The organism is Desulfovibrio sp. An276, from assembly GCF_002159665.1.
Classification (GTDB): Bacteria; Desulfobacterota; Desulfovibrionia; order Desulfovibrionales; family Desulfovibrionaceae; genus Desulfovibrio; species Desulfovibrio faecigallinarum.
On sequence record NZ_NFJC01000025.1, the window covers coordinates 18,740 to 45,578 of the forward strand.

The 26,839-nt window shown below is 59.6% G+C and carries 21 protein-coding genes; 7 read left to right on the top strand and 14 right to left on the bottom strand.

All coding sequences use genetic code 11. From position 1 onward, the window contains the following. The first annotated feature begins 23 nt into the window (after positions 1-23). On the top strand, positions 24-1,196 hold the full coding sequence (locus tag B5F76_RS10275; RefSeq protein WP_162608801.1) for a tetratricopeptide repeat protein: 1,173 nt from the start codon (positions 24-26) through the stop codon (positions 1,194-1,196). A 62-nt stretch (positions 1,197-1,258) separates the two neighbouring features. Here the strand turns inward: B5F76_RS10275 and B5F76_RS10280 are convergent, their stop codons facing one another. The 10 genes from B5F76_RS10280 to B5F76_RS10325 all read right to left on the bottom strand — a co-directional run bounded on the left by B5F76_RS10280 (position 1,259) and on the right by B5F76_RS10325 (position 18,266). After that, positions 1,259-2,764, bottom strand: a complete 1,506-nt coding sequence (locus B5F76_RS10280) for a metallophosphoesterase (protein ID WP_087354184.1) — start codon at positions 2,762-2,764, stop codon at positions 1,259-1,261. After that, a complete protein-coding gene (locus B5F76_RS10285; RefSeq protein ID WP_087354187.1) occupies positions 2,761-4,074 on the bottom strand; it encodes a serine/threonine protein kinase in 1,314 nt (437 codons plus the stop codon). Before B5F76_RS10285 ends, B5F76_RS10280 begins: the two co-directional genes overlap by 4 nt. 31 nt (positions 4,075-4,105) lie before the next feature. Next, on the bottom strand, positions 4,106-4,507 hold the full coding sequence (locus B5F76_RS10290) for a DUF4150 domain-containing protein (RefSeq protein WP_087354190.1): 402 nt from the start codon (positions 4,505-4,507) through the stop codon (positions 4,106-4,108). Between the two features lie 147 nt (positions 4,508-4,654). Continuing rightward, the gene (locus B5F76_RS10295) at positions 4,655-5,362 is read right to left on the bottom strand and encodes a DUF3540 domain-containing protein (protein WP_162608802.1); all 708 of its coding nucleotides are present in this window, start codon (positions 5,360-5,362) and stop codon (positions 4,655-4,657) included. A 100-nt stretch (positions 5,363-5,462) separates the two neighbouring features. Continuing rightward, on the bottom strand, positions 5,463-6,551 hold the full coding sequence (locus B5F76_RS10300) for a pentapeptide repeat-containing protein (protein ID WP_087354196.1): 1,089 nt from the start codon (positions 6,549-6,551) through the stop codon (positions 5,463-5,465). Next, complete coding sequence (locus B5F76_RS10305; protein WP_087354199.1) at positions 6,551-9,970, bottom strand: DUF2169 family type VI secretion system accessory protein; 3,420 nt, start codon at positions 9,968-9,970, stop codon at positions 6,551-6,553. Before B5F76_RS10305 ends, B5F76_RS10300 begins: the two co-directional genes overlap by 1 nt. A 104-nt stretch (positions 9,971-10,074) precedes the next feature. Further along, positions 10,075-12,990, bottom strand: coding sequence for a type VI secretion system Vgr family protein (locus B5F76_RS10310; RefSeq protein WP_087354203.1), 2,916 nt, complete (start codon positions 12,988-12,990; stop codon positions 10,075-10,077). 7 nt (positions 12,991-12,997) lie between these two features. Next, positions 12,998-15,367, bottom strand: coding sequence for a type VI secretion system Vgr family protein (locus B5F76_RS10315; RefSeq protein WP_087354206.1), 2,370 nt, complete (start codon positions 15,365-15,367; stop codon positions 12,998-13,000). 190 nt (positions 15,368-15,557) lie between these two features. Further along, positions 15,558-17,945 carry a type VI secretion system Vgr family protein gene (locus B5F76_RS10320; protein WP_087354209.1) on the bottom strand — a complete coding sequence of 796 codons (2,388 nt, stop codon included), beginning with the start codon at positions 17,943-17,945 and terminating at the stop codon, positions 15,558-15,560. Positions 17,946-18,062: 117 nt separating this feature from the next. Beyond that, positions 18,063-18,266, bottom strand: coding sequence for a hypothetical protein (locus tag B5F76_RS10325; RefSeq protein WP_087354212.1), 204 nt, complete (start codon positions 18,264-18,266; stop codon positions 18,063-18,065). A gap of 342 nt (positions 18,267-18,608) precedes the next feature. On the opposite strand from B5F76_RS10325, the gene B5F76_RS10330 reads away from it, so the two are divergent. Continuing rightward, positions 18,609-19,100: a hypothetical protein gene (locus tag B5F76_RS10330; RefSeq protein ID WP_087354216.1), complete on the top strand. Its 492-nt coding sequence runs from the start codon at positions 18,609-18,611 to the stop codon at positions 19,098-19,100. Here the strand turns inward: B5F76_RS10330 and B5F76_RS10335 are convergent. Continuing rightward, positions 19,097-19,360: a hypothetical protein gene (locus tag B5F76_RS10335; protein WP_144268464.1), complete on the bottom strand. Its 264-nt coding sequence runs from the start codon at positions 19,358-19,360 to the stop codon at positions 19,097-19,099. The genes B5F76_RS10330 and B5F76_RS10335 overlap by 4 nt on opposite strands. Between B5F76_RS10335 and B5F76_RS10340 the strand changes: the two genes are divergently transcribed. Both B5F76_RS10340 and B5F76_RS10345 read left to right on the top strand, forming a co-directional pair. After that, positions 19,344-20,666, top strand: coding sequence for a transglycosylase SLT domain-containing protein (locus B5F76_RS10340; protein WP_087354222.1), 1,323 nt, complete (start codon positions 19,344-19,346; stop codon positions 20,664-20,666). The two genes, B5F76_RS10335 and B5F76_RS10340, sit on opposite strands and share 17 nt — an antisense overlap. Before the next feature lie 2 nt (positions 20,667-20,668). Beyond that, complete coding sequence (locus B5F76_RS10345; RefSeq protein ID WP_087354225.1) at positions 20,669-20,977, top strand: hypothetical protein; 309 nt, start codon at positions 20,669-20,671, stop codon at positions 20,975-20,977. A gap of 74 nt (positions 20,978-21,051) precedes the next feature. On the opposite strand, the gene B5F76_RS10350 is transcribed toward B5F76_RS10345, so the two are convergent. Further along, positions 21,052-21,894 (bottom strand): aspartate dehydrogenase domain-containing protein, encoded by an 843-nt coding sequence (locus B5F76_RS10350; protein ID WP_162608803.1) that lies wholly within the window; start codon positions 21,892-21,894, stop codon positions 21,052-21,054. Between the two features lie 232 nt (positions 21,895-22,126). On the opposite strand from B5F76_RS10350, the gene B5F76_RS10355 reads away from it, so the two are divergent. The 3 genes from B5F76_RS10355 to B5F76_RS10365 all read left to right on the top strand — a co-directional run bounded on the left by B5F76_RS10355 (position 22,127) and on the right by B5F76_RS10365 (position 26,384). Continuing rightward, a complete protein-coding gene (locus tag B5F76_RS10355) occupies positions 22,127-24,241 on the top strand; it encodes an HD-GYP domain-containing protein (protein ID WP_087354231.1) in 2,115 nt (704 codons plus the stop codon). Positions 24,242-24,364: 123 nt separating this feature from the next. After that, the gene (locus tag B5F76_RS10360; protein WP_087354234.1) at positions 24,365-25,459 is read left to right on the top strand and encodes an aldo/keto reductase; all 1,095 of its coding nucleotides are present in this window, start codon (positions 24,365-24,367) and stop codon (positions 25,457-25,459) included. A 184-nt stretch (positions 25,460-25,643) separates the two neighbouring features. After that, a complete protein-coding gene (locus B5F76_RS10365; RefSeq protein ID WP_162608804.1) occupies positions 25,644-26,384 on the top strand; it encodes a sulfite exporter TauE/SafE family protein in 741 nt (246 codons plus the stop codon). Here B5F76_RS10365 and B5F76_RS14920 read toward each other — a convergent pair. Both B5F76_RS14920 and B5F76_RS15365 read right to left on the bottom strand, forming a co-directional pair. Continuing rightward, complete coding sequence (locus B5F76_RS14920; protein WP_087354240.1) at positions 26,370-26,582, bottom strand: hypothetical protein; 213 nt, start codon at positions 26,580-26,582, stop codon at positions 26,370-26,372. The two genes, B5F76_RS10365 and B5F76_RS14920, sit on opposite strands and share 15 nt — an antisense overlap. Before the next feature lie 100 nt (positions 26,583-26,682). Next, positions 26,683-26,839 (bottom strand): transposase (locus tag B5F76_RS15365; RefSeq protein ID WP_239407026.1); only part of this gene is annotated, 157 nt, incomplete at its 5' end.

The following is a 26,839-nucleotide window of genomic DNA, read 5'->3' on the forward strand; positions in this document are numbered from 1 at the left end:
TCATGTGCCTTGTAATGTGCCTGATGATTTTGCTGAGCCTGCCGTATCCGGTGCGTGCCGGATACAGGGACGCAGAGGCAGCCTTTGTACGCGGCGACTACACTACTGCGCAACGCCACTGCCAGAGTGTTCTTGACGCGCGCGAGTCCACGCGCAGGGATCGCGCAAGAGCCTCCTATCTTGAGGGCCTCATGGCCAGAAACGGGTTCGGCATGCCAAGGGACGCCTTTGCGGCCTGGCTTTCCTACAGTGCGGCAGCCTCCCTTGGCAGTCCCAGGGGCAGATACGGCATGGCTTTGATGCTTTGCGAGGCAGGCAGGGATCTGGCCCTGCCTGCCTCGTTTCGTGCAGACAGACTCTTTGGGGAGGCCTTTCCGGGCCTGCTTGAGGAAGCCCGCAACGGTGAGCTTCTGGCCCAGGCCATGGTGGGACGCATGTACGAAAAGGGCTACGGAGTCTCCAGAGACGAGGGCGAGGCCTTTTCCTGGTACCGCAGGGCAGCGGAAAACGGCTCTGCGGCAGCCCAGGTCAACCTAGGCCTGATGCTGCTGCACGGGCGCTCCACAGCCAGGGATACGGACGCGGCAGGGCGCTGGTTTCGCCTGGCAGCACAGCGCAACGATCCCAGGGGCCAGCTTTTGCACGGTATGGCCATTCTGAACGGGTGGTCGGAAAGAATCAGTCTGTCCAGGGCCATGACCTGGGTGCAAAAGGCTGCGGATGCAGGCCTTGTGGAGGCCTGGACAGTGCTTGGCTACATACTGGCAGGCTCCAATCCCGAACACGATCTCTCCAGGGCCATCGCTGCACTCGAAAGGGCTGCAGGGGAAGGCGACGGACGCGCACGCCTGCGCCTGGCCTCGCTGCTCGAAACAGGCGATCCCAAGCGCGCCAGGCTTTTGTACACCGAAGAGGCACAGGCAGGTTGCGTGGAAGCCCAGGCCGCCCTGGGGCATTTTCTGGCAGCCTCCGGCGACCCGGAAAACTACCCCGAGGCCCTGCGCTGGCTCAGAACCGCGGCAGAGCAGGGCAGTGCCGAGGCACGTCGCAATCTGGCAGTCATGTACAGAAACGGCTGGGGCGTGCCGCGCAGTGTAGTCGATGCCTGGCTGTGGGGAGAGGCTGCGGCAAGGGTGGACGATGATCCACAGTCTACGCCGGACAGTCCGCTGCAGTGGCTGCTGAAAGTGAAGTAGGATCTTTCAGCAGCAGGGCGTCGGATTCTTCGCCCCTGTCCATCCTGCTCATCCCTTCCATCCTACTCATCCCGCTCGTCCCGTTCATGGTGGATGCGAAACAGCTCCACCATGCCTGTGCCGTCCAGCCTGACACAGCCTGCACACGGGCCTGTGCCTGTACAGGTGATCACCGCGCAGCGCCCGTGCACGCGCTGCAGGTCTATGCCCTGCGGCACATGGTCGTGGCCGCGAATGAAGGTGTGCACGGGGATCTGCATCTGCCTGGCAAGAAATTCGTGCCAGTCTGTCAGATCGCCTGCGCCGTATTCGGCAGAGAGCGTGTGGCGGTTGACCAGGCGGCGTTCCACATCCGGGCGAAAGCGCCCCCAGACACAGTCGCTGCGGCATCTGTCGCTGTCCATGTCTCGCAGGCTCTTGAGACCTGGCCAAAGGTCCCTGAAGGGAAAGCCCCCGTGCGCGGCCCAGATGCCCCCGGGCAGAAAGAGCAGGTGCGGACCTGTGGCTGCCAGGTGCAGGCAGGCATTGCCAAGGGCGCGAACGTCAGCAAGGTCTCGCTTCTGTTCGAGCCACTGGGCAAAGTCGCAGGGCAGGACAGAGGAGCGAAAGTGGCCGTTGCAAAGCGCAAGGCCCATCTCGTGGTTGCCCGGAACAAGGAGTACAAGGCCTGGGCGCGCGCAGGCCAGGGCGAGGAGAAGCGAGAGGCAGGCAGCACTGTGCGGCCCCCGGTCCACAAGATCGCCAAGCAGGACAATGCCGTCGCGCCTGTCCGGATCCTGTGCGTTGATATGGGCGAGTATGGCCTCGAAGGCCGAGAGATTGCCGTGCACATCGCCAACAAGCCACAGATGCGGCACAAGAAGCCTTTCCGCAACCCAGACGCGAGTCCCGAAGCCGTGTCCGGCAAAGAGGCGCGATCCGTCCAGGGCCGTAAGACCCGCTGGGACAAGCTCGCCAAGTTCCAGATCCGTGTCCGGGAGTGAGGCGTGAAGGGAACCTGCGGCAATATCGCGCAACACAAGGCGGGAAAAGTCCGCAACTGGTGCCGCACGCCCCTGTTCCCTGTTTTTCGGCTCGTCCGCAGGATCCTGCCGGGCCTGCTTTTGCCTGCGGAGTCGCGGCCGTGAGGTCCTGGCCTGGAAGCGGATCCCTGACCTGCACTCTTGCGTTGTCCGCCTTTTGCCAGTGCGCCTGAGAGCATGCAGCATGCGTGCGCTATACTCGTCCCACAGAGGCGAGTGTGGCAGGAGCAGAGGAGGCGGCTGTTCTCCCCTGCTCCAGGCCCGCAGGAAAAGTCCCCTTGGGCCGCACAGTGTGTCCAGGCCGAACACGGCCGAGAGGGCACGAGCTCCAGGAAGGCTTTCGCATTCGTGCGCCATGGCCCGCGTGCTTTCCTTCAGAATGCGGGACCTGTGCTCCTGCCACAGCATGTCGAGGCCGGCATGCTCGAAGACAAGCCGCAGGGCGCAGGCATCAGCCTGCGGCATATGTCTGTCAAGGCAGAAACGGACAAGGCGGGCGAAATGGCGCACCGTGCGCCGGCGTTGGGAGGTCAGAGGCAGCGTCATGGCGTATCCTGGCGATTGGAGCGCTGCATGGCCTGCGCAAGGGGCAGGCGCACGCGCACAGGAAGAAGGGAAAGCCCCCTGGACTCGCGGCCTATGCTGACAATATCTCCGTCACGCAGGCGCAGCCGGCCTTGCAGGCGTGCGCCGTTGACCAGGGTGTCGTTGACTGCGGACAGGTCAGGCTCGATGAACCACGTGCCGTTCCCGGGCATAAGGACAAACTGACCGTGACTGGCGTAGCGGGCATCCGGACCAAAGGCTTCCAGAAGGGCACGACCCACAACACTGCGGATGCGCACTTCAAGCCTGCCCTGTACCTCGCCTTCGAGCAGCAGACAGTCGGCAGCAGGGGGCGAGTCCGCATGGGGCACAGGGGAGAGAAGAGTTCTGCTGCCAGGGCTGGGGCGTGTATTGGGCTGCGGGTTGGGAGAGCCGTTATCGCACTGGAGACGGTTCAGGGCTGCCCAGAGGTCGGCAGGCGTCGGCCTGTCGGCCGCAGCAGGCGCAAGGCAGGCATGCATGCAGTCCTGCAGGGCACGCAGCTCCTCTCCATGAGCAAACATGTCCAGACGCGGTGGCCTGGCCTCGAAGGCGAGCATGGCCTTCATGTAGGCGTGCGCGTCGTCAAGGGCGTAGGGGTGTTTCCTGTCGAGCAGCTCGTACAGGACAAGGCCGCAGGAGTAGATGTCCGATTGCCGGCATGGCACCAGATTCTGCACGTGTTCGGGAGAGTAGTAGCAGGGCGAACCCTTGTACCCCTGCTGGTTGTGCCAGGGTGCTGTTTCGTGCTCGAGTAGGGAGAAGTCGAAGTCTACGAGCTTGGCCTGTTCTGCGTGGCTCTCCGCTCCCTGAATTGTGTGCGGCACAAGCAGGATGTTGGCTGGCTTGAGATCCGCGTGCACAATGCCTGTCTTGTGCAGCCTTGCAAGGGCTGCCACAAGCTGGCGGGCCAGATTAAGACGTCTCTTGGGCGTGATTCCACAAGGTTGCGCCAGCAGCTGTTCCATATCCGAAGAGTCTGCAAGGGAAAATATCTGGAAGAAGGTTGGCATCCCTACTGTGCTTTCGAAGGCCGCGACAGGAGCAATCCAGGGCACGTCCCTGCCGCGCAGGCGCATGCCTATCTCTTTCTGGTAGCGCTTGTAGGCCTCGTACCAGCCAACCAGACAGCTCGGGGACTTGTACTGCTTGAGAAAGAAGAGCTCGTCCTGCGAGCGGACACGGTAGGAGATGGCGTCACGGCCGGTGTACAGGTGTTTTTCCACCACCAGACCGGCAACTCTGTCTCCAGGCTTCAGCAGGCGGGCCATGATGCGTCTCCCTGTCCGTCTGCCCGGACGCTCAGCACAGGGCCAGGGTAGTCAGCTGGCTTGGCACAATGGTCACGCCAGCGGCATTGGGCAGTACGAACATGCAATTCTGGGCAGTGATGCTTGTCAGGCGCTGGGCAGGGGTGCCTCCCACCCACAGGGCGACACAGCCGAGGATGTAGTGCAGATCGCCATTGATTCTGTGGGAGATGATGCCAAAGCCCATGACGCCTGGCGAGTCAAGCTGGCTTGCGTGGCCTGTCGTGAGCTGATTGACAGTGGGCATGCAGGTGTGCAGCACCTTGGGGTAGGTGAGAGAGCTTGTGGCCGAAAACTGGATGTTCGGATAGGGGACCGGAATGGCTGTTGGTGGCGTGAGACAGACATCCGGAAAGGACAGGCTCATGCCGAGGCCCTGGCTCAGAACGAACATGGAAAGCCTCCTAGACTGTATTTCTGTTGACTGTATTTTTTTGTGGACTGTGTTTCCTGGTGCGTATGCTGTGTCTTTTTCCGATCATGCGCACATGCCGTGAAGTGTGATGACAGGGACATGCATGTTTTGTCCGGTGGACCATGGCTAGCCCATGTGTATCTTGTCCGCGTTGACAACAATGTGACGCTCTGCGTTGATTCTGGCATTCTGCCCCTGGATGGAGACAAGATCCCGCGCGCTGGTGAGGCTCGATCCGGCAAAGACTTCCTCGCGCTCGCGCACCAAACGCTGCGAGTGGGTCAGTTTCTGGGTCAGGGTGCCCACAACCTGGGTGAGTCCTTCCGCGACCAGGCTGGCCTTTGCTGCAACGCTTCTGAGACACTGGGCCACGATTCCTGCCTCCCTGACGCTGAGGGTTGCCCTGTCGGCCACGGCCTGCATGGATGAGGCATCGAGAGCCAGTTCCGCGTCGCTGCGTATGCGCACGTTGCGTCCGTGCAGCTCAAGCGTGTCCGTGCTGCTCATCACAAGCTTGCCCTGCAGGGCAAGACGCGCTGGCACAGTACTCGGGCGCTCGCAGATGGCCAGCACAAGGCCACTCTCTCCTTCCTTGTCCAGGGCCACAAGCACCCTGTCGCCGGGAGTGGGCTCCACAAGGCAGCTGAAGGCCGTAGTGGCGAATATGGAGGAGGACATGGGAGGATCCATGGTGACGATCCAGCCATCGTCGCTGGCCACAAGGATCCTGCCCTGGTGCAGGGTGGCGCTGCCCCTTCCCGGAACCGCCCCTTCCTCAACTGTCAATCTCTTGTCCTGCGTGCCTGCAGGAGACGGAATTCTGTCGTGCTTCATGGCAAATACTGGCTCCTTCTGTTCCCTGGAGAAGGGCTTCTTCCTCCTTGTCCGAATCTGGTCTTGCATTCTGTGCCTTCTGTGTTGCAAAGTGTCCTGCTCATGCCAGCCCCTGCTTTCTTGCCTCGTCGAGCTGGTGCTGGGGCTGCCAGCACTCGGCCCGCGCGAGAGCCTCGTCCGTGCCGCGCACAAGCAGCATGTTGGCACCGGTCCACTGCGTGTGTCTGGTGTCCGCGCAGTGCAGGCAGGCCACGTACATGTTGGCTCCGCTAAAGTCCGCGCCGCGCAAATCCGCGTGGGAAAAGTCCGCGTTGCGGCAGTCGCTGCCCCTGAGGATTGCCGCACCTGCCCTGGCGCCATACAGGTTTGCGTAGGCCAGGCGGGCATTGTCGAGACGGGCACTGCCAAGCTCCGAGTTCCTGAAGCTGGATTCGGCAAAATCCCCGTCACGCATGTCCGCACGCAGCATGTTTGCGCCGTCGAACTGGCAGCGCAGGGCCACTGCCCCGCGCAGGCTTGCTTCCACCAGAATTGCCTCGCCAAAGACGCAGCCTTCGAGGCGGGTGCAGGAGAGATTCGCTCCGGAAAGGTTGGACTTCATGGCGTTGAGGCGTCTGAGCGTGCAGCCGGCAAGATCCTGTCCGCGCAGATCGCAACCCGAGAGGAAGGCTGCTTCCACGGACAGGTCCTTCAGTGCGACACCCGTCAGATCACAGTCCATGAAGGAGCTTTCCTCGATACGCGTGCCGGCAAGTCGTGCACCGCAAAGCCTGACTTTGGACAGCTCCGTCTTGCGAAGCACTGCGTCCTGCCAGGACGAGTTCTCAAGATGTGCCCTGTCCAGAACCGAGCAGAACAGGGTGGCGCTGTCGAGAATGCAGCGCTTCATGCTGCATTCAAGGAATATGGCGCGCTCAAGGCTGGCAGAGGAAAAGTTTGCGCCATCGAGGGTTAGGGAGCGCCACATGTTGCCCACAAGCCTGGTTCGGGAAAAGTCTGCGCCGGACAGGTCACAGTTGAAAAAGCCTGTTTTCGAGAGATCTAGGCCCTGGAAGCGTGCGCCTGCGAGGTTGCAGCGCTTGAAGCGCATCAGGGAGGGATCCACGCCGCAAAAGTCCATGCCCCGCAAGTCCTCGTCGCAGATCACCCTCAGGGCACGGGCCGCGTCAAGAATGTCCTGCATCTTCATCACTGCTCTCCTTCCCTGCCCCACGCGTTTTCTTCGTCAGGCTGCGGACGCCGCCTGAACCTGTTGCCCTGTCCCTCAATGACTGTGCGGCCGAGGTTTGCCCGATCAAAGAGCGTCTCGCCAAGCACGCAGCCGCGCAGATCCGCGCAGTAGAGGCTGGCGTCGCGCAGATCCGCGCCGCACAGGCGCGTTCCGCCAAAGCCGGCTCCGAGAAAGTCCGCGTAGCGCATGATGGATCCGTCCATGACGCAGTCGACAAAGCGGCTTTCCCTGCCCTGGAACAGGGACATCTTGAGTCCCATGGCCAGATTTTTTTCCATGATGCCCTGCACAAAGCGGGCTGCGGTAAAGTCAGACCTGTGGAGGAAGACCTGGTGGAAGCTGCAGGCATGCATGTCGGCATGGGAGAAATTCGCTTCGGCAAGGGTGCATACCGGGTTGCCCTCCGTGCCCGAGGACATGAAGTGGCCCCCTTCCATGCGGGCGTGCCTGAAGCTGCTGCAGCTGGCGCCAACGTCCGTAAAGGCTGAGTTGGTGATGCTGCATCCCTCGAAATCTGCGTGCTCGAGCAGGCAGCCCATGAAGGTGGTGCCGTTGAAAACAGTCTTCTTCCAGGAGGTCCTCCCTGCGCGATCCTCCGTGAAGGTGCACAGTTCAAGGCCTGCTCCATCGAAGACTGCGCTGGTGAGGACGCAGCGCATAAGGCTGCCGAGCCGTGCATCGACCCCGGAAAAATCGGCTCCCTCGAGATCGCATCCCACAAAGCCTGCCTGGCGCATATGTGCCCCGGCAAGGCGCGCGCCGTTCATGGTGCAGTTTGTGAAGGAGCACTGGCTGAGGGTACTTTGGGAGAGATCTGCATTGGTGAAGTCTGCCTGCTGCACAGCGCAGGAGGAAAGTGTGCAGCCGCGCAGGGAGGCGTTTGCGAGCCTGGTCTTCTGCAGTATCGCTTCCGAGAAGTCCACGCCGTCGAGACAGGCTCCGGAAAGATCCAGCCAGGAGAGATCGCGTCCCTTGAGGGAGCGCGTCCTTTTGGCAAGCAGCAATGCCTCGCTGCTGGTCAGGGTGCGCACTTCCTGCGAGGGAAGTGCGGCAAGCTTTTCCCTGATGTCTGCCAGGGGGCCCGGAGCGTTCATGTTCTCCAGGGACTGTGCTGCAGGGGATGCCGGATCCGGTCCCTTCCCGGGTCCCTCCCTGAAGTCGTACTTGCGCACAAGGGAGGGCGCAAGATAGGCCATGGCGCTGGCAAGAAGCTCGGACGAGGGTTCCTTGCCAGAGGGAAGAATCTGTCTTTGGTCAAGCATGTCGAGCAGAGTCTTGCGGACATCGCCGCCCTGTTCCACGCTCTCGGTGAGCGTGCGCCCCCTTGGCAGTGTCACGTGGCGCACATTGGGACAAAGTGTGCGCACAAGACGTTCCCAAGCCTCGTGCATGCCCGCTGCATGCAGGAAATGACTGGAGGGGGTGCGCTCAAGCATGGTGCTCGTGTCCCTGTCCGGCGCCCAGCCAGCGCAGGGCAGGGTCATGATCTCGTACATCTCGCCGCACAGACAGTCCGCAAGAATGGCCTCGAGGTCGTTGCGTACCCATAGAAGGGGGCTTCCGGGAAGCGTGGATTTGATGCGCATGGGTTTTTGCGAGGAGCCTGGCACAGGCACGGCTGTTGTGCGCGCAAGGTTTTTGTCCGGCCATCCGGGGAAGATGCTTACTGCCACAAGCTTGTCCTGCGCAAAGCGCGGCACCACAAGGCCTGGCGCAAGAGTGGCTTCGCTTTCTTGCGCAAGATCAGAATTTGCAAGACCAAGTTTTGCAAGGGAAAAGGTTCTTGGGGCAGGAAGAAAGCCGAGCCAGGCGTTTTCGATACGCTCCCTGTCGAGCCCAAGGGCAGCAAGGCGCTCCAGCAGGTGGGGCGCCTGTTCCAGAGCTCTGCGGCAGGCAATGACAAGGCGCAGGAAATGGTCCTCCCAGGGGCCAGAGGCACGGACAGGCAGGGTAGCCTCGTCGAAGGGTACATCGGGCAGGGTCTTTTCCCTTGCGCGCAGGCGATCCCGCTGCTCCTTGAGCATTGCCATGCCCTCTTCCAGAACGACAAGATCCGCGTCCGTGTTCCCTGCCTGCTCGCGGATGAGCGCAGTCATGTTCTCGTGCAGCCTTGCCTGCCCCGCAAGCTGCCTGTCGTAGGCAGCAACAAGAGCCGCGTTGTCCTCCCTTGGCGTGCGGAGCATGACCGGGCGCGGCAACTGTGCCAGAATCGATTTTTTGACAGTGCGCCTGGCCATGGAGGTCTGGACAAGTGTCAGGCGCTCCCTGAAGCCGGGCTTGAAGAGGTCGAGGCCCTCCATGTCCTCGAACTCCACTGTGCGCGGCATGTTCACCTTTGCGGCATAGTGCTCGTCCGGCGTCTTTAGAAGTTCCCGCACAGGCCTTGGCCGCGTGTCCCTGCCTTCGCTCACCACGTGCAGGACCAGAATGTCGCGGTTGTCTTCGAAGAGGGAGTCCGTTGTTGCCCTGTGCACCACAATGCCGCTTCTGATCTCCGGAAAAAGCCAGAGCGTGTCCATGACAACGTCCAGCTCCTGGATGCGGACTTCCCTGCTCCTAGGCTCTGCCCGCTCAAGGACGACACGCTGGCGTACTGCCGGCAGGCGTCCCTTCAGGAGGGGAAAGTCCGGGTTCATGTTTTCTATCTCGAAGGTCTCGTTGCCGGCAAAGAAGCCGGGCAGAATCTGATCGTCGGACGCCCAGTTGAAAAAGTGCAAATCGCAGTCCATGGGCAGTCCCGGCCAGAGCGTGTCGCGCCACTGTGCGTCGCAGGTGCCGATACGGTCGCGCCTGGGTTTCCAGGATGGATCCACCAGCCCGAAACACGCGGGCTGTGGCCTGTGCGAGGGGTGCGTCACAAGGCGATCGAGATATTCCACGTTGGGCAGGGGCAGGCGCGTGCCCCTGGGACCTTCCACAGGCACAAGACCCTTGCCTGCGACATTCCAGGCAAAGTCCGGCCCACCGAAGGCCCGCTCCCAGACAATGGGCATGGAGCTGAAGGGTTCGGGATCGGTGATGCCTGTCATCATGCCTGCCACAAGCTTCCAGTAGCGATCGCCGAAGATGGCAAGGGTCTTGACAAGGCTGCCGACCCGCACCCGCACCCTGGAGGCAACCCTGGTTTCTCCCCGTGGCGCCCAGCATCTGCCTGCCACCAGAAATTCGCCCCTGGGTTTGAAGGCTCCGGTATCCAGCACCACTGGCGCGTTGCCGAACAGGGGAGGCACCTCCTTCCACATGCGTGTTTCGGACAGCAGTGTGTCGGGATCGTCAAAGGAAAAGTAGTTCAGAATGCCCAGGCTCCAGAAGCGCTTGCCGTGCACGGCCACCGGAGAGGGCATGAGAATGTGTTCGTCGCCTTTCAGAATGCGCATCTAAACCTCAAAATTTGCGCTGTCGCAACGTTTCCGCTGCAGGGGAAGGAGTACAGTGTGGCAGGCCGGGAGGCCGAGAGACAGCTTGCAGCTCCCGGGATTGTCTAGGGGTTGCCGTCGGGAATTTCCGGAAGAAGGGTAAAGGGCCGATCTTCCGGCACAGGGGCGTTCCAGGATTGCAGGATGGAATTGTCCACAGGTGGGACAGGCGCCATCCAGTCCGGTTCGGCATGGCTGGCGTGGGCGTTGTCCGCGCTTGTGCGTGCGTCTTCGTGCGCGTCGTCCATGGACTCGGACAGGGTTTCGGCAGTGCTCTGGTTTTGGGCAAGACGCTCTGTGTCGCTCAAGGGGGCAGTGCCTGTGGTGCCTGTATTCTGTGACTGTGGCTGGGGCTTGGGAACAAGGGAGACAGGATTGACCGTGGCGCTTGTTTGCGGGTAGGTGACATTGGTCATGTTGTCGACCATGTTTTCGTAGGCCGACTTGACGTTGTCCGCAGCAATGAAATGTGTGACATTGATGCCGAGGTTTGCTAGGAAGGGCCAGAACATCCTTGCGTCCAGAAACACTTCCTTGGCCACCCACAGCGGGTTGAGCAGTCCATTTGTTATGCCGGCCCAGCCAAAGACCGCCCCGAGGCACAGCTGCCTGATGGGTGCAATGTCCGTCTTCTTGCCCTTGGTGCTGATCTTGACAAGTTCCGTGCTGTTACTCGGGCCTGTGACGGACACCTTGTCGACCATGATGTCGATTTTGAGCAGTGTGCTGGCAATGGCGGTGCCCTCCAGGGAAATGTTGGCTACGGCGCAGATCTTGCCCGACAAGGAGTTGGACGCAACATTGAGGGGGCAGACGGTGAGATTGAGAAGGCCCAGCTTGAAGAGCTTTTTCATATCCTGCTGGTTCTGAATTGTGGTGATCGTACGCAAAACCGTGTTTTCCGTGTAGGTATTGGTCACTTCCTCCATGTGCTGCTGGGAGGTCATGGAAATGTTTGGTGCCTGCAGGTCCATGCTCGTTGCTGCTGCGTCCGTGTGCCTGGTGGCAGTGGTCCAGGTCATGTTCCCCTGCGCGTTGGAGTGCCAGTAGTCCGTCACTGTGGTCAGGGACATGTTTTTAGCAGTGATTGTCCTGTTGCCGCCAATTTCCTCTGTGAGGTTGTCGTGCACCACAAGCTCGGTGTTGCTGGCAACATCCAGGGTGCGGTTGCCGGCAATGGTGGCGTTGCGGTCAAGCATCGTCTGTTGTGTCTGGTAACCTGCCGTGTCCTCGATACGATTTGCGGACTGGATCTGCATGAAGAAGTCACCACCCACATAGCGGTACAAGCCTGCGGCTTTTCCGTCGTAGGAGCCGGCTCCGTCTATGACAATGTGCCGCTGTCCGCCCACAAAGTCGGCATAGGTATGGGGTGTGGACTTGAGAATGCCCGTATTCGACTGGAAGTGGCCATAGACAACCAGGGATTCCGTATCGGGATTGTGCATCTCTATGCGTTCTCTGCCTGAAAGATCTTCGTAGAGAACCGTGTTGCCAGCCAGGGAAACAATCTTTCCCTGGGACTGATTGCGTTCGGTAGAGACACTGATATTGCGGGCATTGGGCAGGGCGCACTCGATGTAGGGGCGATCCACGTTGCCGCCTGTGAAGGCAATGCCCACTTCCGAGCCCTTGAGCAGGGGAAAGTGCATGCCGTTGTGCGAGCCTGCGTAGGGCTGGGCCATGCGCACAAAGCAGGAGGCCCGGCCGCCCGGGTGCTCGAAGTTTTCGAAGGGAAGGATCACCTTGTAGCGCCCCTCGCTGTCAAGTTCCGCGTACGTTTCGCCTCCTTCGGCGTCCACCCGCGCCTGGATGACGCCGGCAATGCGCGGGATGGGGGTTGTCTGCGCAGGACGATAGGGAATGCTCGCTGGCAGGCAGGTGAAGAAGGTGTGACAGAAGGGCTCCCTGGCAGGGGATGCTGCGTCGTACAGGCCGTCCATGGAGAGAAGTCGAGCAAGGCTGCCGGACTGATCGCCTTTCAGGTGCGACGAGATCACCATGTAGGACGTATTGCAGGCACGCGAGGGATGCTGCTCCAGAGTGAAGACATGTCCCGGAAGCAGGGAGGCCGAGTCGGCTTCTCCCTCGAGGACATTGGCTGCTGCAACAAGCTGTTCGGCCCGCATTTGAGCAATAAAGGAGGCTTCCTCTGGCGAGCGCAGGAAGGTGTCAAAGAGATAGACGTCGCCCTGACCGTGCTTGTCCACGCCCTTTCGCGCGGCAATGGTCACCGAGGGCGTGTCCGGATTGTAGTCCCGTACGCGCAGGGAGCGGGGCGCCAGGGTGTGGTGCGTGGCAAGGCGGAAAACGGTCTCCTCCCTGTTGCGGTTGAGGCCCTGGCCTGGGTGCCAGACAAGGGCTGGCGGGGAAGTGCGGCGGTCGCTTTCCCCGTGCAGGGCCACAAGTCTGTCGCCGTCCTTGCCGTGCTCGAAGAGGAAGAAGATGCCGAGGTACTCCATCCAGCGGGCACAGAAGTCGCAGTTGCTCTCGTTGTACTGGCAGACATAGTGGCGCCTGAAGTCGACGCCGGACAGTCCGGAAAAGTCCCATGCATTGGCCTCGAGATTCAGATCCCTACACAGTTTCGGAAAGATGTCGCGTATCTGCAGGCCGCCAAGGGGAACGTTCTGATCGTCGCCAAGAAAGATGCGCGAGTATCTGCCCTGGCGCATCCTGACAAAGCGCGGCTCCAGGACCGCAGTGTAGAGCCTGCAGCGCCTGCCGCTGCGCTCAAGGGAGAGTCGCGTGACAATGCCCGTGCGCAGGCTGCGATCCCCACCGTCTGCGGAGAGGATTTCCAGATCGGCCCGTCTGCCCGGAATCGATACCGAATCAAGAGGTTCCTCACTCAGGAAGAGTACAGTGAAACGGTACAGGGTTGACAGAGCCTCCTCACCCTCGAAGCGTACAGGCACAAGTGTCGTGTCTACGCCGGCAATGCGAAAGGCCAGCTTTTCGGTATTTGCATAGATGCCCATGTCTACCTCATGTACGGTTGTACAGGCCGGTCACTCGCAGTATGAAGGCGGCATTCAGGCACTCGTCTGCAGTGGTCTTGGCCTTTGTCGCGGAGAGTTCCAACTTGAAAAGATCGCTGTCCTCCTTGTTCGTGGTCAGGGATTTTCTCAAGGCATTGTACGCGTAGCTAAGCGCATCGTTTGTTGTGGACACTGCGTTTACGGACATGTCCAGCAGATGGTAGAGATCCTTGTCTGACGCCTTTTCGCTGTAGTTCAAGTCACAGATGTCCATGTTCAATGCGCAGGCATTGATGTCCCAGGTCGCGTTCGGCCCGTTGAGCACCATGGCCTGTGTTGTCTTGACAAGGGAAATGCCTGCGGTCAGCGTGACTTTCGGAGAGGTTGCGGCAAGCTCCTTCTGATTGAAAATGGCCTTTCCTGCTGTCTCGAGTGTCAGGAACGTGCACGCATTGGCCGAGAAGTTTTCGGCAAGTGTTGTCTGTCTGTTGCCGCCATTTGTTTCGGAGAAGTAGCCTGTTTCCGTAGTCACCGAGCACTTTGCCCCCAGGGAGAGCGTCCGGTCCGAAAGGCATTCCGTGTAGTCGTTCTGACTGACCGTGTGGGAAACGCAGGAGGACACGGTCTCGGTAAAGTCGCCCTGCACAAACTCGTTGCGGTTGCCGTCAATGACAAGGATGCTATTGCCACCGAGCACGTCCTCGCGGTGCCGATTGACCGTGTTCTCCTCGGCGTGGCTGCCTGCCGAGAGCACATGGCAGCCTCCCGGACCCGTGTTTTCGTAGATGCCCTGTCCGCCGCAGTCCGTGGAACCGGTGGGCACATTGCCGTACTGGACCATGGCCCCGGTGGGCGAACTGGCCATCTGCAAGTGCTCGGATCCCCTGTTGTCCTCGATTTCGATGACATTGCGCTTCAGGGTTGTGACTACAAGGGATGTCTGCGTCGCTTCCGTGCGTGGACTGGGGGTCACGGGATTGGGGACGGCCGCGGCAATGTAGGGTCTGTCCGGATGTCCGCCCACAAAGCCGATCATGACTTCGGTGCCAGGGGGCAGGGGGAAGTGCATGCCCGATCCGTTTCCTGCATAGGGCTTGCCCATGTGCAAAAGGCAGGAGGCGCGCCCTTCCGGAGCATTGCCGATATCAAAGGGCAGACGCACGTGGTAGCGCCCCTGGGCGTCGAGCTGTGCGTACTCCTTGCTGCCCTGGTTTTCCACGTGTGCGCTGATAACCTTGGCTATGTGCGGCCAGGGCGTCCGGCGCTGGGGACGATACTGGCGAGCTGCCTCGAGGCAGACAAAGCTGTTTTTGTACACGGCCTCCCCGCTGCCCGCGTGCGCACCAAGATCTGCCTTGAGCAGGCGCGCGAGCAGCGCGGACTGGCTGATTTCGTGGCGGACGGACTCCACCCGGAAAGTTCCGTTGCACTCGTCTTCCGGGTGATCCTGCACTGTGAACACAAGGCCGGGGCGAAAGTCCGGCACTGTTCCCTGGCCCTCGAGAACACGCTTGCGGCACAGGTATTCCTCGCTGCGCAGTGTGCCTATCTGCCTTGCCTCGTCCGTGTTCTTCAGGTGATCGCCGTAGAAGTAGCTTTCGCCTATGCCCTCAGGGTCGCAGGCAACGACGGCAAGGACATTTTCGTCCGGATGTTCGGCATTGTAGTCGCGCATGACGACCTGGACAGGGGGAATGTTCCTCTTGCAGGAAAGGGCATGGATGTGCCCCTCGCGGCGGGCTTCAAGACCGAAGGCCTCGGAATAGGGAATTGCCTGGGCAAGAACGCCGGACTCGGCTTTTTCGTCGACAGTGAGCACGTCCGTACCGCTATCCTGGACAAAATGGAAGGCTGTGCCCAGAAATTCCAGCCAGCGGGCGCAGAATCTGAAGAAACTCTCCTCGTACTGGCACACGTAGCGTCTGCGAAAGGAAGCCTGCATGCGCCCAAAATCCAGGTTTCGGGCAGGCAGTCCTCCCTGGACGGCAGCTCTGGCAAGAATGTCCTTCAGGGGCGTGCCGGGATTGCTGTCAGACTGATCGCCGTCCAGGAAAACCTGGCTGTACTCGGTGTGTGTCAGCCACCAGGCATGGGGATGCAGCTCAAGCTCGTGGAGAACGCCTGTGGGCGTCTTGCCAAGCCCTGTCCAGGAGCCCACCACGCCGTGGCGCACGTGCTCCCTGTCGTTTAAATCCCTGAAGGAGAGGGTACACTCCTGGCCTGGCAGGACCTCAACGTCCTGTTCGCTATAGAGGACGCAGCGAAAGAGGTAGAGCGAGGAAAGTGCTTCCGTTCCGGACACGCTGACTACATGGAGTGTCGTGCTGGTCCCGGATATGGAAAGGGTACACCGAATGTCGTTGGAGTAGGCGGGCATGGACTTTTCCTCCCCGGGACTTGGCTGTCTCCGGGATCCTGGAAGAGGACATGGGGTCAGTTTTCAGAAACGCGCGGGTGGATGGCGTCCGTCGTACTTGGCAAGAACTTGGCAAGGAAATGATTTGGGGAAGTGGAAGTGTCCGGCAAGCCGGGGGCTGTTGCATTGAAAGCTGCATGGTACAGGAGGACTACAGGAGCAGCTGGAACAGAAAGTTCTCGCGCGAGAGCGTGTTGATGTTGCATGTTGCTCCAGATGCTTCCATCTGCACGACGGTAAAGCTGTCCTTGAAGCCGATAAGTTCCACCTTGCTGAGTGACACATCGCAGGATACGCCCTTTGAGGACAGGGAAACGCCCTTTATGGCACCGGCAATAATCTTGAGATCCTGCTTGTGTGAAGTGGAGATGGATAGCTTGGCGGACTGGAGGAGAATGTTTATCGGCGTGCGCACGTTCTTGTTCAGAACATTTGCCTGAAATCCCCGGGCATGCTTGTTCTTGAGTATGGATTTTTCCAGGAGGGTATCGGCCTTGATGGCAATGGATTGGGAGGAGTTTACAAACATGTCTCCCAGAGACTTCCAGGTTATTTTGGGAGACTGCAGCGCGATGCCCGTCTGCGTGTCGAGAGTATATGTTCCCTGTATGCTCTGATCCCTGTATGTCTGGCAGCTTATGGCCAGGGAATCGGTGATCGTGCTCTCGTTGTTGCCTGCAACCTTCAGCTTGCGATTCTGTCCGATGTTTGCGTACAGGGTGTCCCCACAGGTGGAGGACATGTTTCCGTTGACTGTCAGCGTGTAGTTGCCTTCGGTTTTTTCCGATCTGTAGCCGGAGGCGACACTGCTTTCGTAGTTGCCAGCGTGCACGCGCAGGATGCGGTCGCCAAGCACGCTTTCGAACATGCCTGCGGACACGTCCTGTGCAAGATCCGAGTCGGTCATGGCCACAATGCCCTGCTCGAGAGCCGAGCCCTTGCCGAGAAAGGGATTTGCGAGACCGCCTTCCATGGCGTTGCGTCCGATCTGGAAGGTGGTGTTCTGGACCGGACAGTGAAAGTGTATGTGCCCGAGCCCCTTCTGATCCTCTATGCGGATCAGTGTCTGGCTCAGGGAGAGCAGGACAAGCTGCGTCTGATTGTTCACAGTGACCGGGCTTCTGTTTTCCGGGTTCGGGATGGCAGCGTGTATGTAAGGACGGTCCGGATCACCGTCGGCAAAGCAGACAAGCACTTCCGTTCCCTTGATGAGGGGAAAGTGCATGCCGTTGTGCGAACCTGCGTAGGGCTGGGCCATGCGCAGGAAGCAGGAAGCCTGGGCGGCAGACCTGCCGGATTCGTCGAAGGGCATGATCACCTTGTAGCGCCCGTGCCTGTCGAGTTCAGCGTACTCCCCGCTGCCGGCCGCATCCACCTTCGCGTTGAGAGTGCCGATGACTTCCGGCCAGTCTGTACGGCGAGGAGGGCGATATGTTCGGTCAAGGCGGATGCAGGAAAACTCGCACCTGTAGCTGCTCTCCCCGGCTGCCGTGTCGTCCATGCCCATTGGATCCATGGCCAGATCCTTGGCGATCAGGCCTGCCTGCGAGCCCCTGTGGACAACGCGCAACACAAGATAGTCCTTGTTCATCTCCTGTCGCGGGTGTTCGCGCAGGGAAAAGACGTGTCCAGCGCGCATGCCGGTGATGGTTGCCCTGCCCCGCAGCGTGTGTTCGCAGGCTGCAAGCGCATCTGCGCGCAGGCCGGCAAGGAAGCGGGCTTCCTCTGGGCTGCGCGGATCATCGTCGTAGATGTAGACTGTCCCGTGCCCCCTTGGCGAGACAGGGGCACTGGCCTGCAGGAGTACGGTGGGCCTGTCTGGATTGTAGTCCTTGATCATGACCTGTGCCGGCACCTGCTGCCAGTGCTCGGCAAGGGCCCAGACAACTTCCTGGCCATGGGAAGGCAGCCCGGAGATTTCCCTGTAGGGCAGTTCGCCCAGCCTTGGCCACTCGCCGCTGTCAAGGGCCACAAGCCTGTCCGTGTTGCCAGCATGATCGAAGTAGTAGGATGCTCCGAGGTATTCGAGCCAGCGGTCGACAAAATGCATGTGCGTTTCGCGATACTGGCAGACATAGCGCCTGGAAAAGTCCGTTTGTATGCCCGAAAAGTCGAAGGTCGTGGGGGATGCGCCGGTGCCTGTGAGCGCGTCCTTCAGCACGTCCCGTAGGGGCGTGCCCCTGTCGTCCATGGACTGGCCGGGGGAGAGAAAGATGCGATTGTCTTCGGTCTGGGCCAGGGGCCACAGGTGGGAGGACATGCCGATTTCGTACAGACAGAGGCCGTGCGTTGTGTGCAGCATGCCGAAGGACGTTGCCAGACCGTGGTACACGGTTTCCCTGTCGCGCTCGTGCGAGAGAACGCGCAGCCTGAGATCGTGACCCACAATGTCTTCTGCGGCAATGTCGGCATCGTCGCTGACAACCTGGAGAACAAGGGAAAACAGGCTTGAAACGGCCTCTTCGCCCGAAAAACGGACGACAGTGAAGCGTGTTTCGTCACCACCGTCCACGCTGACAAGGAAGCGTAGTCCCTTCATATGTCACCCTCTACAGTCCATATCGCAGAGCCTTGGCCAGAATGCTGGAGCAAGTCCGCTCCAGAAGCCGGGCACCTGCATTGCAGTACCGCCAATCATCGCGCAGGCAGATCTGCCCTACATGGCGCCAAGCAGGCGCAGTACAGCCCGCAGCCAGTCGGAAATCATTCCTGTGCCAAGCAACAGGACAAGTGCTGTCGCAACCAGCCACAGCGCGACCACCAGCCAGACAATGGAGTGGGATGCGATAACGCGGCAGCGCGAGCTTCCGCCACGCAGAAGCTGCTGTTCACTTCCTGAAGTTTTGATCAGATGCACCATAGCAGGAGAACCTCCACAAGGCTCCGAAGGGGAAGAGTGGATAGTGACCCGAGAGACTAGATGCCGGGGTCTCTTTCCGTTTTTTTGAAGGAAGCATGACGTTTTCGCAGCAAGACGCTTTTTTTTATGGGAGACGCTTGTCCCAAAGGGCGAACCTGGGCAGCTCCTCGCGCAAGGCCCGCTCCGCAGACAAATGTCACGATCGTCACCGGAAGGACACGGTGCTGTCGAAAGTCTGCCGTCTACTGCGAGAAAGCGGTTTGTCGGGCATGCGTCTTCACTCCATGTTCTGCCCGGTTGCACATGGACACGTCCCGATCTGCCGGACCATGAGGAGGAGCCATGACATCTGTTATATCGCAAGAGAGGGAGCTGCAGGATCTGCTTGCCCAGGTCCGCGCTCGGGTCGATGTCTGTCGCACCCTGGACGCAAGCCTGCAGGCGATGTGTGACGCCCTTGCCGGCAGCTGCGGCTTTCGTTCCTGCTCACTCTGGCAAGCAGTCGACGATGACGGGAAGATGCAGCAGCTTCATGTTCTTGCCCTTGCCGGGGAAGGGCAACCAGCCCTTCTTCGCAAGGCAACGCAGAGCGAACTGCACTGTCTTGCGCAACAGCCAGGAACAAGTGTCCGGGATGAAAGCGACATGCTTGTAGCCATGAAGGAGTGCGGGGACGTGAACCTGCTTCGCCTCGGCCCCTGTGTTGCCCTGGCCGATGACGACATGGATATGCTTGCCAGGGAATTGTGTGCCATCCTGCAGCACACTGTCCGCATGCACATTCTTGCTGGTCACATAGACAGGATGCTCTCCAGTGTGCTGCGCATGTCCTAAAAGAGACAGTCTGCAAAAGCAGGACAGGCAGACGGGTAGCCTACAGGATGCTGTTTGCCGGCAGACTGGTGTTTGTCCGGCACAGGCTTTTCAGGAGGGTAGGCAAAATTGAAGAAGTGTTCTCCGGTCTCGCGGCCCCTGTTGTGTGCAAGCAGGTTGTACTCGTCGTTTTCTGCGCTGCTCGTTCTCTTTGCGCTTGTCCAGGCAGCAGTGCTTGTCTGGTTTCTGTGGCCACTGCAGCCCATGCCCGCGGCTGCCATAAACGCGCCTGTCTTCCTCCCCGGGGACTGGGCCGAGGAAAGGGAACCCGGGATCCTGCGCGTGGGGCTGTGCCCCGTAGCCTCGTTGCAGGCCTTCTTTTCACCCTTCGGCCCCGGGCTGGAGCGTGAGGTGCTCGAGCGCTTTGCCGGAGAAGAGCGCCTTGTGCTGCGCTGGTTCTTTCCACGCAGTGCCGAAGAGGGCCTTGCCATGCTCAGAAATGGCGATCTTGACCTTGTGGCAGGCTACGACGGTCCGCTGCCCTCCGATCCGGAGCTGAAGTACACGCCCTCCTATCCCCTGCAGCAGGTCCCGGATCTGCGCGGTGCGGACCAGACAGGCGCAGCAACGAGAGAGCGCTTGCAGGCAGCCCTTGCGGCAAGCTCTGTCCTTGTGCGCGGAAACGGTGGAGATGCGTCACTGCCATCGCTGTGGAAGACCCCGGCCCCTCTGGTGGCTTCGGACGGACTGGTTGTGCGCAGCTATGTCCCGCAGTTTGGCGCCGGGGCAGCAGCTTTGTCCTTCAGGCCTGTGTCCCGCCGGTGTATCTGGCGCAAGGACGCCTTTCTCACGCCGCAAAGGATGGCTGCATTCTGGGAGCGCATCGAGAAGGAGGGCAGCCTTGCCAACCTGCGCGAGCGCTATTTCGGCTTCTGGAATGCCAGGGAAGATTCTCTGCCAAGGCTGGGAGAACTCTCCAGAACCCTGGAAACGCGGGTGTCGCCCTATGTGCGGACCATACGCGAGGTTTGTCGGCAGTATGGCGTGGATCCCCTGCTTGTCATTGCCCTCATCTATCATGAGTCGCGCTTTGATCCGGACGCGCAAAGTCCCACCGGACCAGGTGGCATCATGCAGATTGCCATGCAGACAGCTCGCTTTTTGCATGTTGATCCCTGGAACGCGCACGCAAGCATAGAGGCAGGCGTGCGCTATCTGTGCATCATCTGGAACGATCTCGAAAAATTTGTCATGGATCCATGGGATCGCTGGTTCGTGACCCTGGCTGCCTACAATCAGGGCCCTTCCTTCGTGGAGCGGGCATTGCGCCTGTACAGGAACGAGTTCGGCACAGGGAGCGAAAAGATTGCTTGGAGCGACCTCAAGCGTGTTGCCCGCGTGTCTCAGGGCGGGGACATGGCCCGCATGGCCGAGGCAGTCGGCTATGTGGAGCGCATACGCTACACCTACGCACTTCTGTACGGGGCCTGCGCAACACGCTTGCCCCTGTCCCCTGCTGTCGGGTCCCTTGCAGACCCTTCATCCCCGATCTCCTTCGCCCCTTCTGCCGCACGGTCCGGGAGGTAACAATGCTCGACCATATCTCGCCAATCCTTTTGCTCATCACTATCATTGTTGTCACAATGCTTGTCTTTTTCGGGTTGTACAAGACTCTATCCCTCTTTGTTCCCTGGGCCGAGGTGCGTTGGGGTGTGCTCTTTCTGGTGGCTCTTTCCCTGCTTCAGCTGGTCTATCATTTTGCCACCACAACCAGAGCAGAGGATATTGCTATTGTACATATCTTCAGCATGTGCATTGTATTTTTTTCTTTGCTTACATTTTTATGTATCTTCATTGCTGTTTGGAACTTGGTTATGCGTTTTGTCAGAAACTATTAGATATTATGTATTGTATATGTGTCAATAAATATTTGCCAATATCAACAAGATGTGTAGAACTTTTTGCAGTCACGCTAGAAATAGCGCACGGGACTTGCCAAATCCTGCAAAAGTGCCAGAACGCTCCAGGCAGTCATGGTGCTTGAGCGCGGGTTTTCCGGATCCGGCATGGAGCCAAACTCCATCACTGCCCGCACGCCAAAGCCTTCTGCCGTAATCCTGTGCACATTTTCCACAAGTTGCGGATCCGAGGAGATGGTCACTCTGGTTTCGTCAATGCCAGCCGAGGCAACTGCAGCGCCCACTGCCACGTTAACGTTTTTCGGAAAGCCCCTGATGGCCTCCCTTGCGGAGCCTGCAAAGACCTCTTCCCTGTTCTCTTCCAGGGACTTTGGAGATATCCCTTCAAGCCCTGGGGCACCGGCAAGGCTGTGGGGATTCTTCACGTTGTCGACCTGAACCCTCAAGGGCGCCTCTTCACCCCTTGCGCGCAGCTGCTTTTGTCTGAAGGCCAGGGTGCGCAAAAGATCATAGCCGCCAATGGCGCCGCTCGGGATATGCAGGACGCAGCCACCCTGTTTGGCAGCATTTTTGAGGTGCACCACAAAGCTTTCATCTGCCAGTGCGCCGCAGGAAAGCAGGATGAGCGAGGAGCCGGAGGCAAGGATTTTTTCCGCGTGCTCACGTGCAGCGGCAACACCTGCTGCCTCCACCACCATGTCGGGCTTCTCGTGAAGCATTGCCTCTACATCCGCAAAGGCCACGCAGCCTGTCCTTTGCGCCAGGTCTTGCGCGTGGGAAAAGGTGCGGGCCACAACGCCCAAAAGCCTCCACGAGCCTGCAAGATCCTTCACTATGCCCTCTGCCACAATCGAGCCCAAAGAACCGCTCCCAAGTACTGCCACGCTCTTTTGCATGTTTCCTCCCGGCTGCCGGGCCATACTTTCCCAAAATAGCCAAATGCCCGTTGCATGCCCAAGGACATGGTACGCGCAAATTCCCCGTTTCTCCAGCTGGCAACAGCCGGGGATTTTGTTTTCTCTTGCAGTTTTTTTGTGCCCTGCGTAACGTGACAGGACATGATCTCAGGCGGATTTTTCCCGTTTTCGAATCTTTTCCCAAAACATTGCCCACGCACGCAGGTTGCCCATGCAAAAATACACCCCCTTCACAGACGATCTCCAGATTGCCTTTGGTCGCTGCCAGGCACGCTTCAAATGCGCTGTTGCAGTAGTCCTTGTCATTGCGCTTTGCGCAGTGTGCGTGACTCTCTGGCAGATAGGGCGGGCAAAGCCCCTGGTTCTGGAAGAGTCCACAAAAGAGCTTTTGCTCAAGGAAGCTTCCGTAGACAGGAAGTTAAAGGCCTGGTGCGACGATGTGGAGGCCTTTGCCGACAACATAGCAAGGCAGTCCCTTGTGCAGCTCTCCGTCTCCTCCTACGCGGCCATGAGCAAGGAGGAGCGATCCGCCCTGAACCAGAAGGAGGGAGGCTACGACGAGGACAAGGCCCTCATGGCCTACCTTCGGGACATGTTTGCCACCTTTGCCAAATCCCACGACATGGAAGAAGGCCTTCTTGTCATGGCTGACGGGGACATTTTGCTTGGGGCTAGCCGCACCCCTGCCTTTTCCGAGGCCTGGAAGGGGCTTTTGCAGCGCGTTTTGGCAACACAAACGTTCCAGTACGGCTCCTTCCACAGCACCGAGGGCAAGGCCTACATCAACGTGGGCGTGCCCATCTTCCCTGCAGTTGACGGAGAGGGTGCCAAGCCCATAGGTGCGCTCATCATGGCCCTGCCCCTGAACAGCCTCTTCAGGGATCTTCTGACACCCCCTGCGGACAACAGGGGCATACGCCGCATGGCCCTGGTTCAGCTGGAAAGAAAGGAAGGGGGCACGCTGTGCATAGGCGTCGAGAGCAGGGGCAATGTCTTTATTGTGCACAGGGAACTTCTGCACAGGGAACTTGTGCTGAAAGAGAGGATTTTAAGCGAGGATCAGATGCAGAGGGAAGACGGGCAGAACTACTACGTCATGTTCTTTCCCTCCAAGACAGGCCTCGATGCCCATGTCTGCGCCATGGTGCCCGAGGGCGTCATGGACCAGGCCATCGAGTCGAGGCGCTACATGACCCTGGTCTGCCTGTCCGTGGGCATTGCCTTTCTGGCACTTGTCCTTGTGCTTGCCTCCCTTTTGCGCGACAGGGCAGTGCGTGCCCTGGTGAACAGGCGCATTGCAGAGCAAAAGGCCATACTCGACAGCATCAACGCCTCCATTCAGGACGGCATGGTGCTCCTGGACAAGAATGGCCGCATCATCTACATGAACGAGCACTTCTTCACTGCCGAAGGCAAGGCCCGCTGGGTAACGCTGCACCTTGCCGAAGTGCTTGAGCGCGAGTCTGCTGACAAAATCCTTGACTGCATGCGCAACGTTCTTGAAAGCGGTGCCGAAAGCAGCCTCGAGATGCAGTACACGGACGGGAATCTCTATCGCGTGACCATCTATCCCGGCCAGGAGAGCGAGGGGCTTTCCAGCAAGGTGAGCCTTGGCTGCGTTGTCTTCTTCAGGGACATCACCGAATTCCGCAAAAAGGCCAGGGAGAGCCAGCAGCGCATGCAAAAGATCCTCGACGTTTTCTCGACCATCGTGGAGAGCGTGGACGCAGGCCTGCGCGGCCACACCGAGAAGGTCATGGCCGTCATCGAGGTACTTGAGCCGCTTTTGCGCTTCTCCCGCGAGGAGCTCGAGACCTTGCGCATAGCAGCACGCCTCTTCCAGGTTGGCAAGCTCTTTGTGCCGCGCCACCTCCTCAACAAGCGCGGCAAGCTCACGCCCGAGGAGTACGCCCAGGTCAGCAGGGCGCCCGAGGCTGCCTACGAGCTTTTGTACAGCCTGAACTTCGGCCTGCCTGTGGCAGAAACAGTGTACGAGATGGGTGAGCGCGTGGATGGCCGTGGTCCGCACGGCCTGAAGGGCGAGGAAATCCTCTTTACAGCCAGGGTGCTCTCTGCTGTGAACGCCTTCTGCTCCATGGTGAGCCCGCGAAGCTACCGCAAGGCCCTGAGTGTCGAGACTGCCCTCGAACAGCTGAAGAAGGACAAGGGCTTTGATCCCGAGGTGGTGGAGGCCCTTTGCACCATTCCGGTCAAGGATTTTCAGACCATAGTGCGCAAGTGCACTGGCGAGGGCGACAGCTTCCAGAACGCCATGGCGCTCTGGGATCAGATGGATCCCGCCTCCCCTGCCAATTCCGACAGGTAGGCTCAAGATTCAGAGTGCGAGAAACGGGCATTTTCCGGGCACAAATGTGTCTGGAAAATGCCCCTGTACGGTGCTATTTCCCTGCCATGATACGCCCCAAGGGGCATACATGAGGTTTGAGAGATGGAATACCGTATCAACCGCCGCACAGGCGATGCCATAAGCGTTCTTGGTCTTGGGACAAGCGTCCTTCCCGCAGGGGAGGAGGGCGTCCGGATTCTTGAGGCCGCAGTGGAAGGCGGCATCAACTACTTTGATCTGGCAACAGCCGAATCCCATACCTTCACCACCTTCGGCAGGGCCCTTGCCGGCGTGCGCAGCAAGGTACGCTATCAGGTGCACTTTGGCGCGCTTTATGGCCCCGGCAAAAGCTACGCCTGGACCCTGAATCTCGACAAGATAAAGGCCTCGGTGGACTGGCAGCTTTCCGAGCTCAAGACGGATTACATAGACTACGGCTTCATCCACTGTCTGGACGAGGAAAAGGACTGGGAAAAATACCGGAAAAACGGCGTGCTCGACTACCTTCTGGAGCTGAAGGGCCAGGGTGTTGTGCACCATCTGGGCTTTTCCACCCACACTCCGAAGGTTGCCAACCTCATCCTGGACGCGGACGTGGCGGACATGATGCTCTTCAGCATCAACGCTGCCTACGACTACCAGCATGGCGAGTTTGCCCACGGCAGCGGCAGCGAGCGCATGGAACTCTACCAGCGCTGCGAGGCCATGGGTGTCGGCATTTCCGTCATGAAGCCCTTCTCGGGCGGCCAGCTTCTGGACGAGCGCACCTCGCCCTTTGGCAGGGCCCTTTCGCCCTGGCAGTGCCTGCAGTATGTGCTGGACAAGCCTGGCGTCCTCACCGTGGTGGCAGGCGCAGGCTCAATGGATGAGCTTGAGAGCATCCTGGGCTTTTTTGCTACAAGTCCCGCAGAGCGCGACTATTCCCTCATAGCAAGCCTGACACCCGTGGATCTGCAGGGGCGCTGCGTCTACTGCAACCACTGCCAGCCCTGTCCCGCAGGCATAGATGTGGGTCTTGCGAACAAGTACTACGATCTGGCACGGGCGGGGGACGATTTGGCAGTGGATCACTACCGCACCCTTCACGTGCACGCCGATGCCTGTACCCAGTGCGGCCACTGCAACAGCCGCTGTCCCTTCCACGTGGACCAGGTGGCCCGCATGCGCGAGATGGACGCCTGGTTTGCCGCTCGCTAAACCCTCAAGGCAACAAAAGCGCTTTTGCGATTGAGAGGGCGCAAGCCTTTTGTCTTCCCCCAAAAAGAGGGAGTGAACAAAAGCTTGCGCCCCTTTTGTGTCCCGTGCTAGACCAATTTTGCCCTGGCCTTGCGGGACTGGGATGAGTCACCTTTTTTTTTCGCGTGTACGGGGAATTTTGCCCATGGAAACAGCGCTTTTGGCCCTCGTGGCCCTTGTAGTCGGCTTTTTTTGCGGTTGTACCAGTATTGGCGGGATACTGCTCATTCCAGGCATAGTGCTCTTCTCGCACCTTGGCATACACGAGGCCATGGCAACCTCGCTCTTTTCCTTTGCCATCATGGCCATGCTCGGAACCTATTTGCACGGCCGCAAGGGAAGCATACGTGTGCGCGAGGCACTCGCCATCTCCCTGGGAGCGCTTGCCAGCGGCTTTGTGGGCGCCTTTGCCAATGCCGCCTTTTCCGCGCAGGCCCTGAACCTTGTGCTTGCCATCCTCATTCTCTTTGCCGGTATAAGCACCCTCAAGTCCGGGCAAAGGCCCCTTTGTGACGTGACAGGCACATCGCAAAGGGCGCAGTTTTTCATCCTCCTGAGCTTGGGTCTTTTGGTGGGCTTCATGTCCGGGCTCACGGGCATAGGCGGGCCTGTGCTCTCTGTGCCCTTCATGATAGCCATGGGCTTTGCGCCCATTGTGGCCGTGGCAGTTGCCCAGCCCCTGCAGCTTGTGGCAGGCATTTCGGGCAGCATTGTCTTCATGGCAAACGGCAGTGTGGACTACCTTTTGGCAGCCTGGATCACGGCACTTGAGCTTGCGGGCTTCTACTTTGGGCTCCGCCTTGCCTACAGCATGAACGCAAAGACCCTCAAAGTCTGCATATCCGCACTCTGCATAGCCACAAGCCTGTACCTATTTGTCCGCTGAAAATCCCGGAACCCAGGGGAGGAACACGTGCTGCGACGCGACTTTCTGAAATTCCAGGGAGCCTTCCTCTGCTGCTGGTCTTGTCCTGCCCGGGGCTGCAATGGCGTCAGCAAGGGGTCTGCCACGCCGGACACAGCAGTTGCAACCGGGGACACCTTCCGCTGCCACCAGGGCAGCAGTGGAACTGTTGGGTGGCATGTCCCGCTTTGTGAAACCAGGCCAGGGTTATCAAGCGCGCCGTAAAACCTCTCGCTTCAGGGGGAGGATATAAGGCGCCCCTAGCTTGGCAAGTTTGCCTTTAGTTGGGAGTTCTTTGGGATTCGATATACTGCTTAAGGACGGAGAACGGCGCTCCACCGCAACTGCCTGCAAAGTAGCTTGGTGACCAGAGAGAGCCACCCCAAAGTTTCTTTTGGATGGAGGGATATCCTTTTTTTCTGATCAGCCTGCTGGAA

Bases quoted from the DNA above. Each gene is read 5' to 3' on its own strand.
- B5F76_RS10275 (WP_162608801.1), top strand. From the start codon at position 24: ATGATTTTGCTGAGCCTGCCGTATCCGGTGCGTGCCGGATACAGGGAC.
- B5F76_RS10280 (WP_087354184.1), bottom strand. From the start codon at position 2,764: ATGACGCTGCCTCTGACCTCCCAACGCCGGCGCACGGTGCGCCATTTC.
- B5F76_RS10285 (WP_087354187.1), bottom strand. From the start codon at position 4,074: ATGGCCCGCCTGCTGAAGCCTGGAGACAGAGTTGCCGGTCTGGTGGTG.
- B5F76_RS10290 (WP_087354190.1), bottom strand. From the start codon at position 4,507: ATGTTCGTTCTGAGCCAGGGCCTCGGCATGAGCCTGTCCTTTCCGGAT.
- B5F76_RS10295 (WP_162608802.1), bottom strand. From the start codon at position 5,362: ATGAAGCACGACAGAATTCCGTCTCCTGCAGGCACGCAGGACAAGAGA.
- B5F76_RS10300 (WP_087354196.1), bottom strand. From the start codon at position 6,551: ATGAAGATGCAGGACATTCTTGACGCGGCCCGTGCCCTGAGGGTGATC.
- B5F76_RS10305 (WP_087354199.1), bottom strand. From the start codon at position 9,970: ATGCGCATTCTGAAAGGCGACGAACACATTCTCATGCCCTCTCCGGTG.
- B5F76_RS10310 (WP_087354203.1), bottom strand. From the start codon at position 12,990: ATGGGCATCTATGCAAATACCGAAAAGCTGGCCTTTCGCATTGCCGGC.
- B5F76_RS10315 (WP_087354206.1), bottom strand. From the start codon at position 15,367: ATGCCCGCCTACTCCAACGACATTCGGTGTACCCTTTCCATATCCGGG.
- B5F76_RS10320 (WP_087354209.1), bottom strand. From the start codon at position 17,945: ATGAAGGGACTACGCTTCCTTGTCAGCGTGGACGGTGGTGACGAAACA.
- B5F76_RS10325 (WP_087354212.1), bottom strand. From the start codon at position 18,266: ATGGTGCATCTGATCAAAACTTCAGGAAGTGAACAGCAGCTTCTGCGT.
- B5F76_RS10330 (WP_087354216.1), top strand. From the start codon at position 18,609: ATGACATCTGTTATATCGCAAGAGAGGGAGCTGCAGGATCTGCTTGCC.
- B5F76_RS10340 (WP_087354222.1), top strand. From the start codon at position 19,344: ATGCCCGCGGCTGCCATAAACGCGCCTGTCTTCCTCCCCGGGGACTGG.
- B5F76_RS10335 (WP_144268464.1), bottom strand. From the start codon at position 19,360: ATGGCAGCCGCGGGCATGGGCTGCAGTGGCCACAGAAACCAGACAAGC.
- B5F76_RS10345 (WP_087354225.1), top strand. From the start codon at position 20,669: ATGCTCGACCATATCTCGCCAATCCTTTTGCTCATCACTATCATTGTT.
- B5F76_RS10350 (WP_162608803.1), bottom strand. From the start codon at position 21,894: ATGCAAAAGAGCGTGGCAGTACTTGGGAGCGGTTCTTTGGGCTCGATT.
- B5F76_RS10355 (WP_087354231.1), top strand. From the start codon at position 22,127: ATGCAAAAATACACCCCCTTCACAGACGATCTCCAGATTGCCTTTGGT.
- B5F76_RS10360 (WP_087354234.1), top strand. From the start codon at position 24,365: ATGGAATACCGTATCAACCGCCGCACAGGCGATGCCATAAGCGTTCTT.
- B5F76_RS10365 (WP_162608804.1), top strand. From the start codon at position 25,644: ATGGAAACAGCGCTTTTGGCCCTCGTGGCCCTTGTAGTCGGCTTTTTT.
- B5F76_RS14920 (WP_087354240.1), bottom strand. From the start codon at position 26,582: ATGCCACCCAACAGTTCCACTGCTGCCCTGGTGGCAGCGGAAGGTGTC.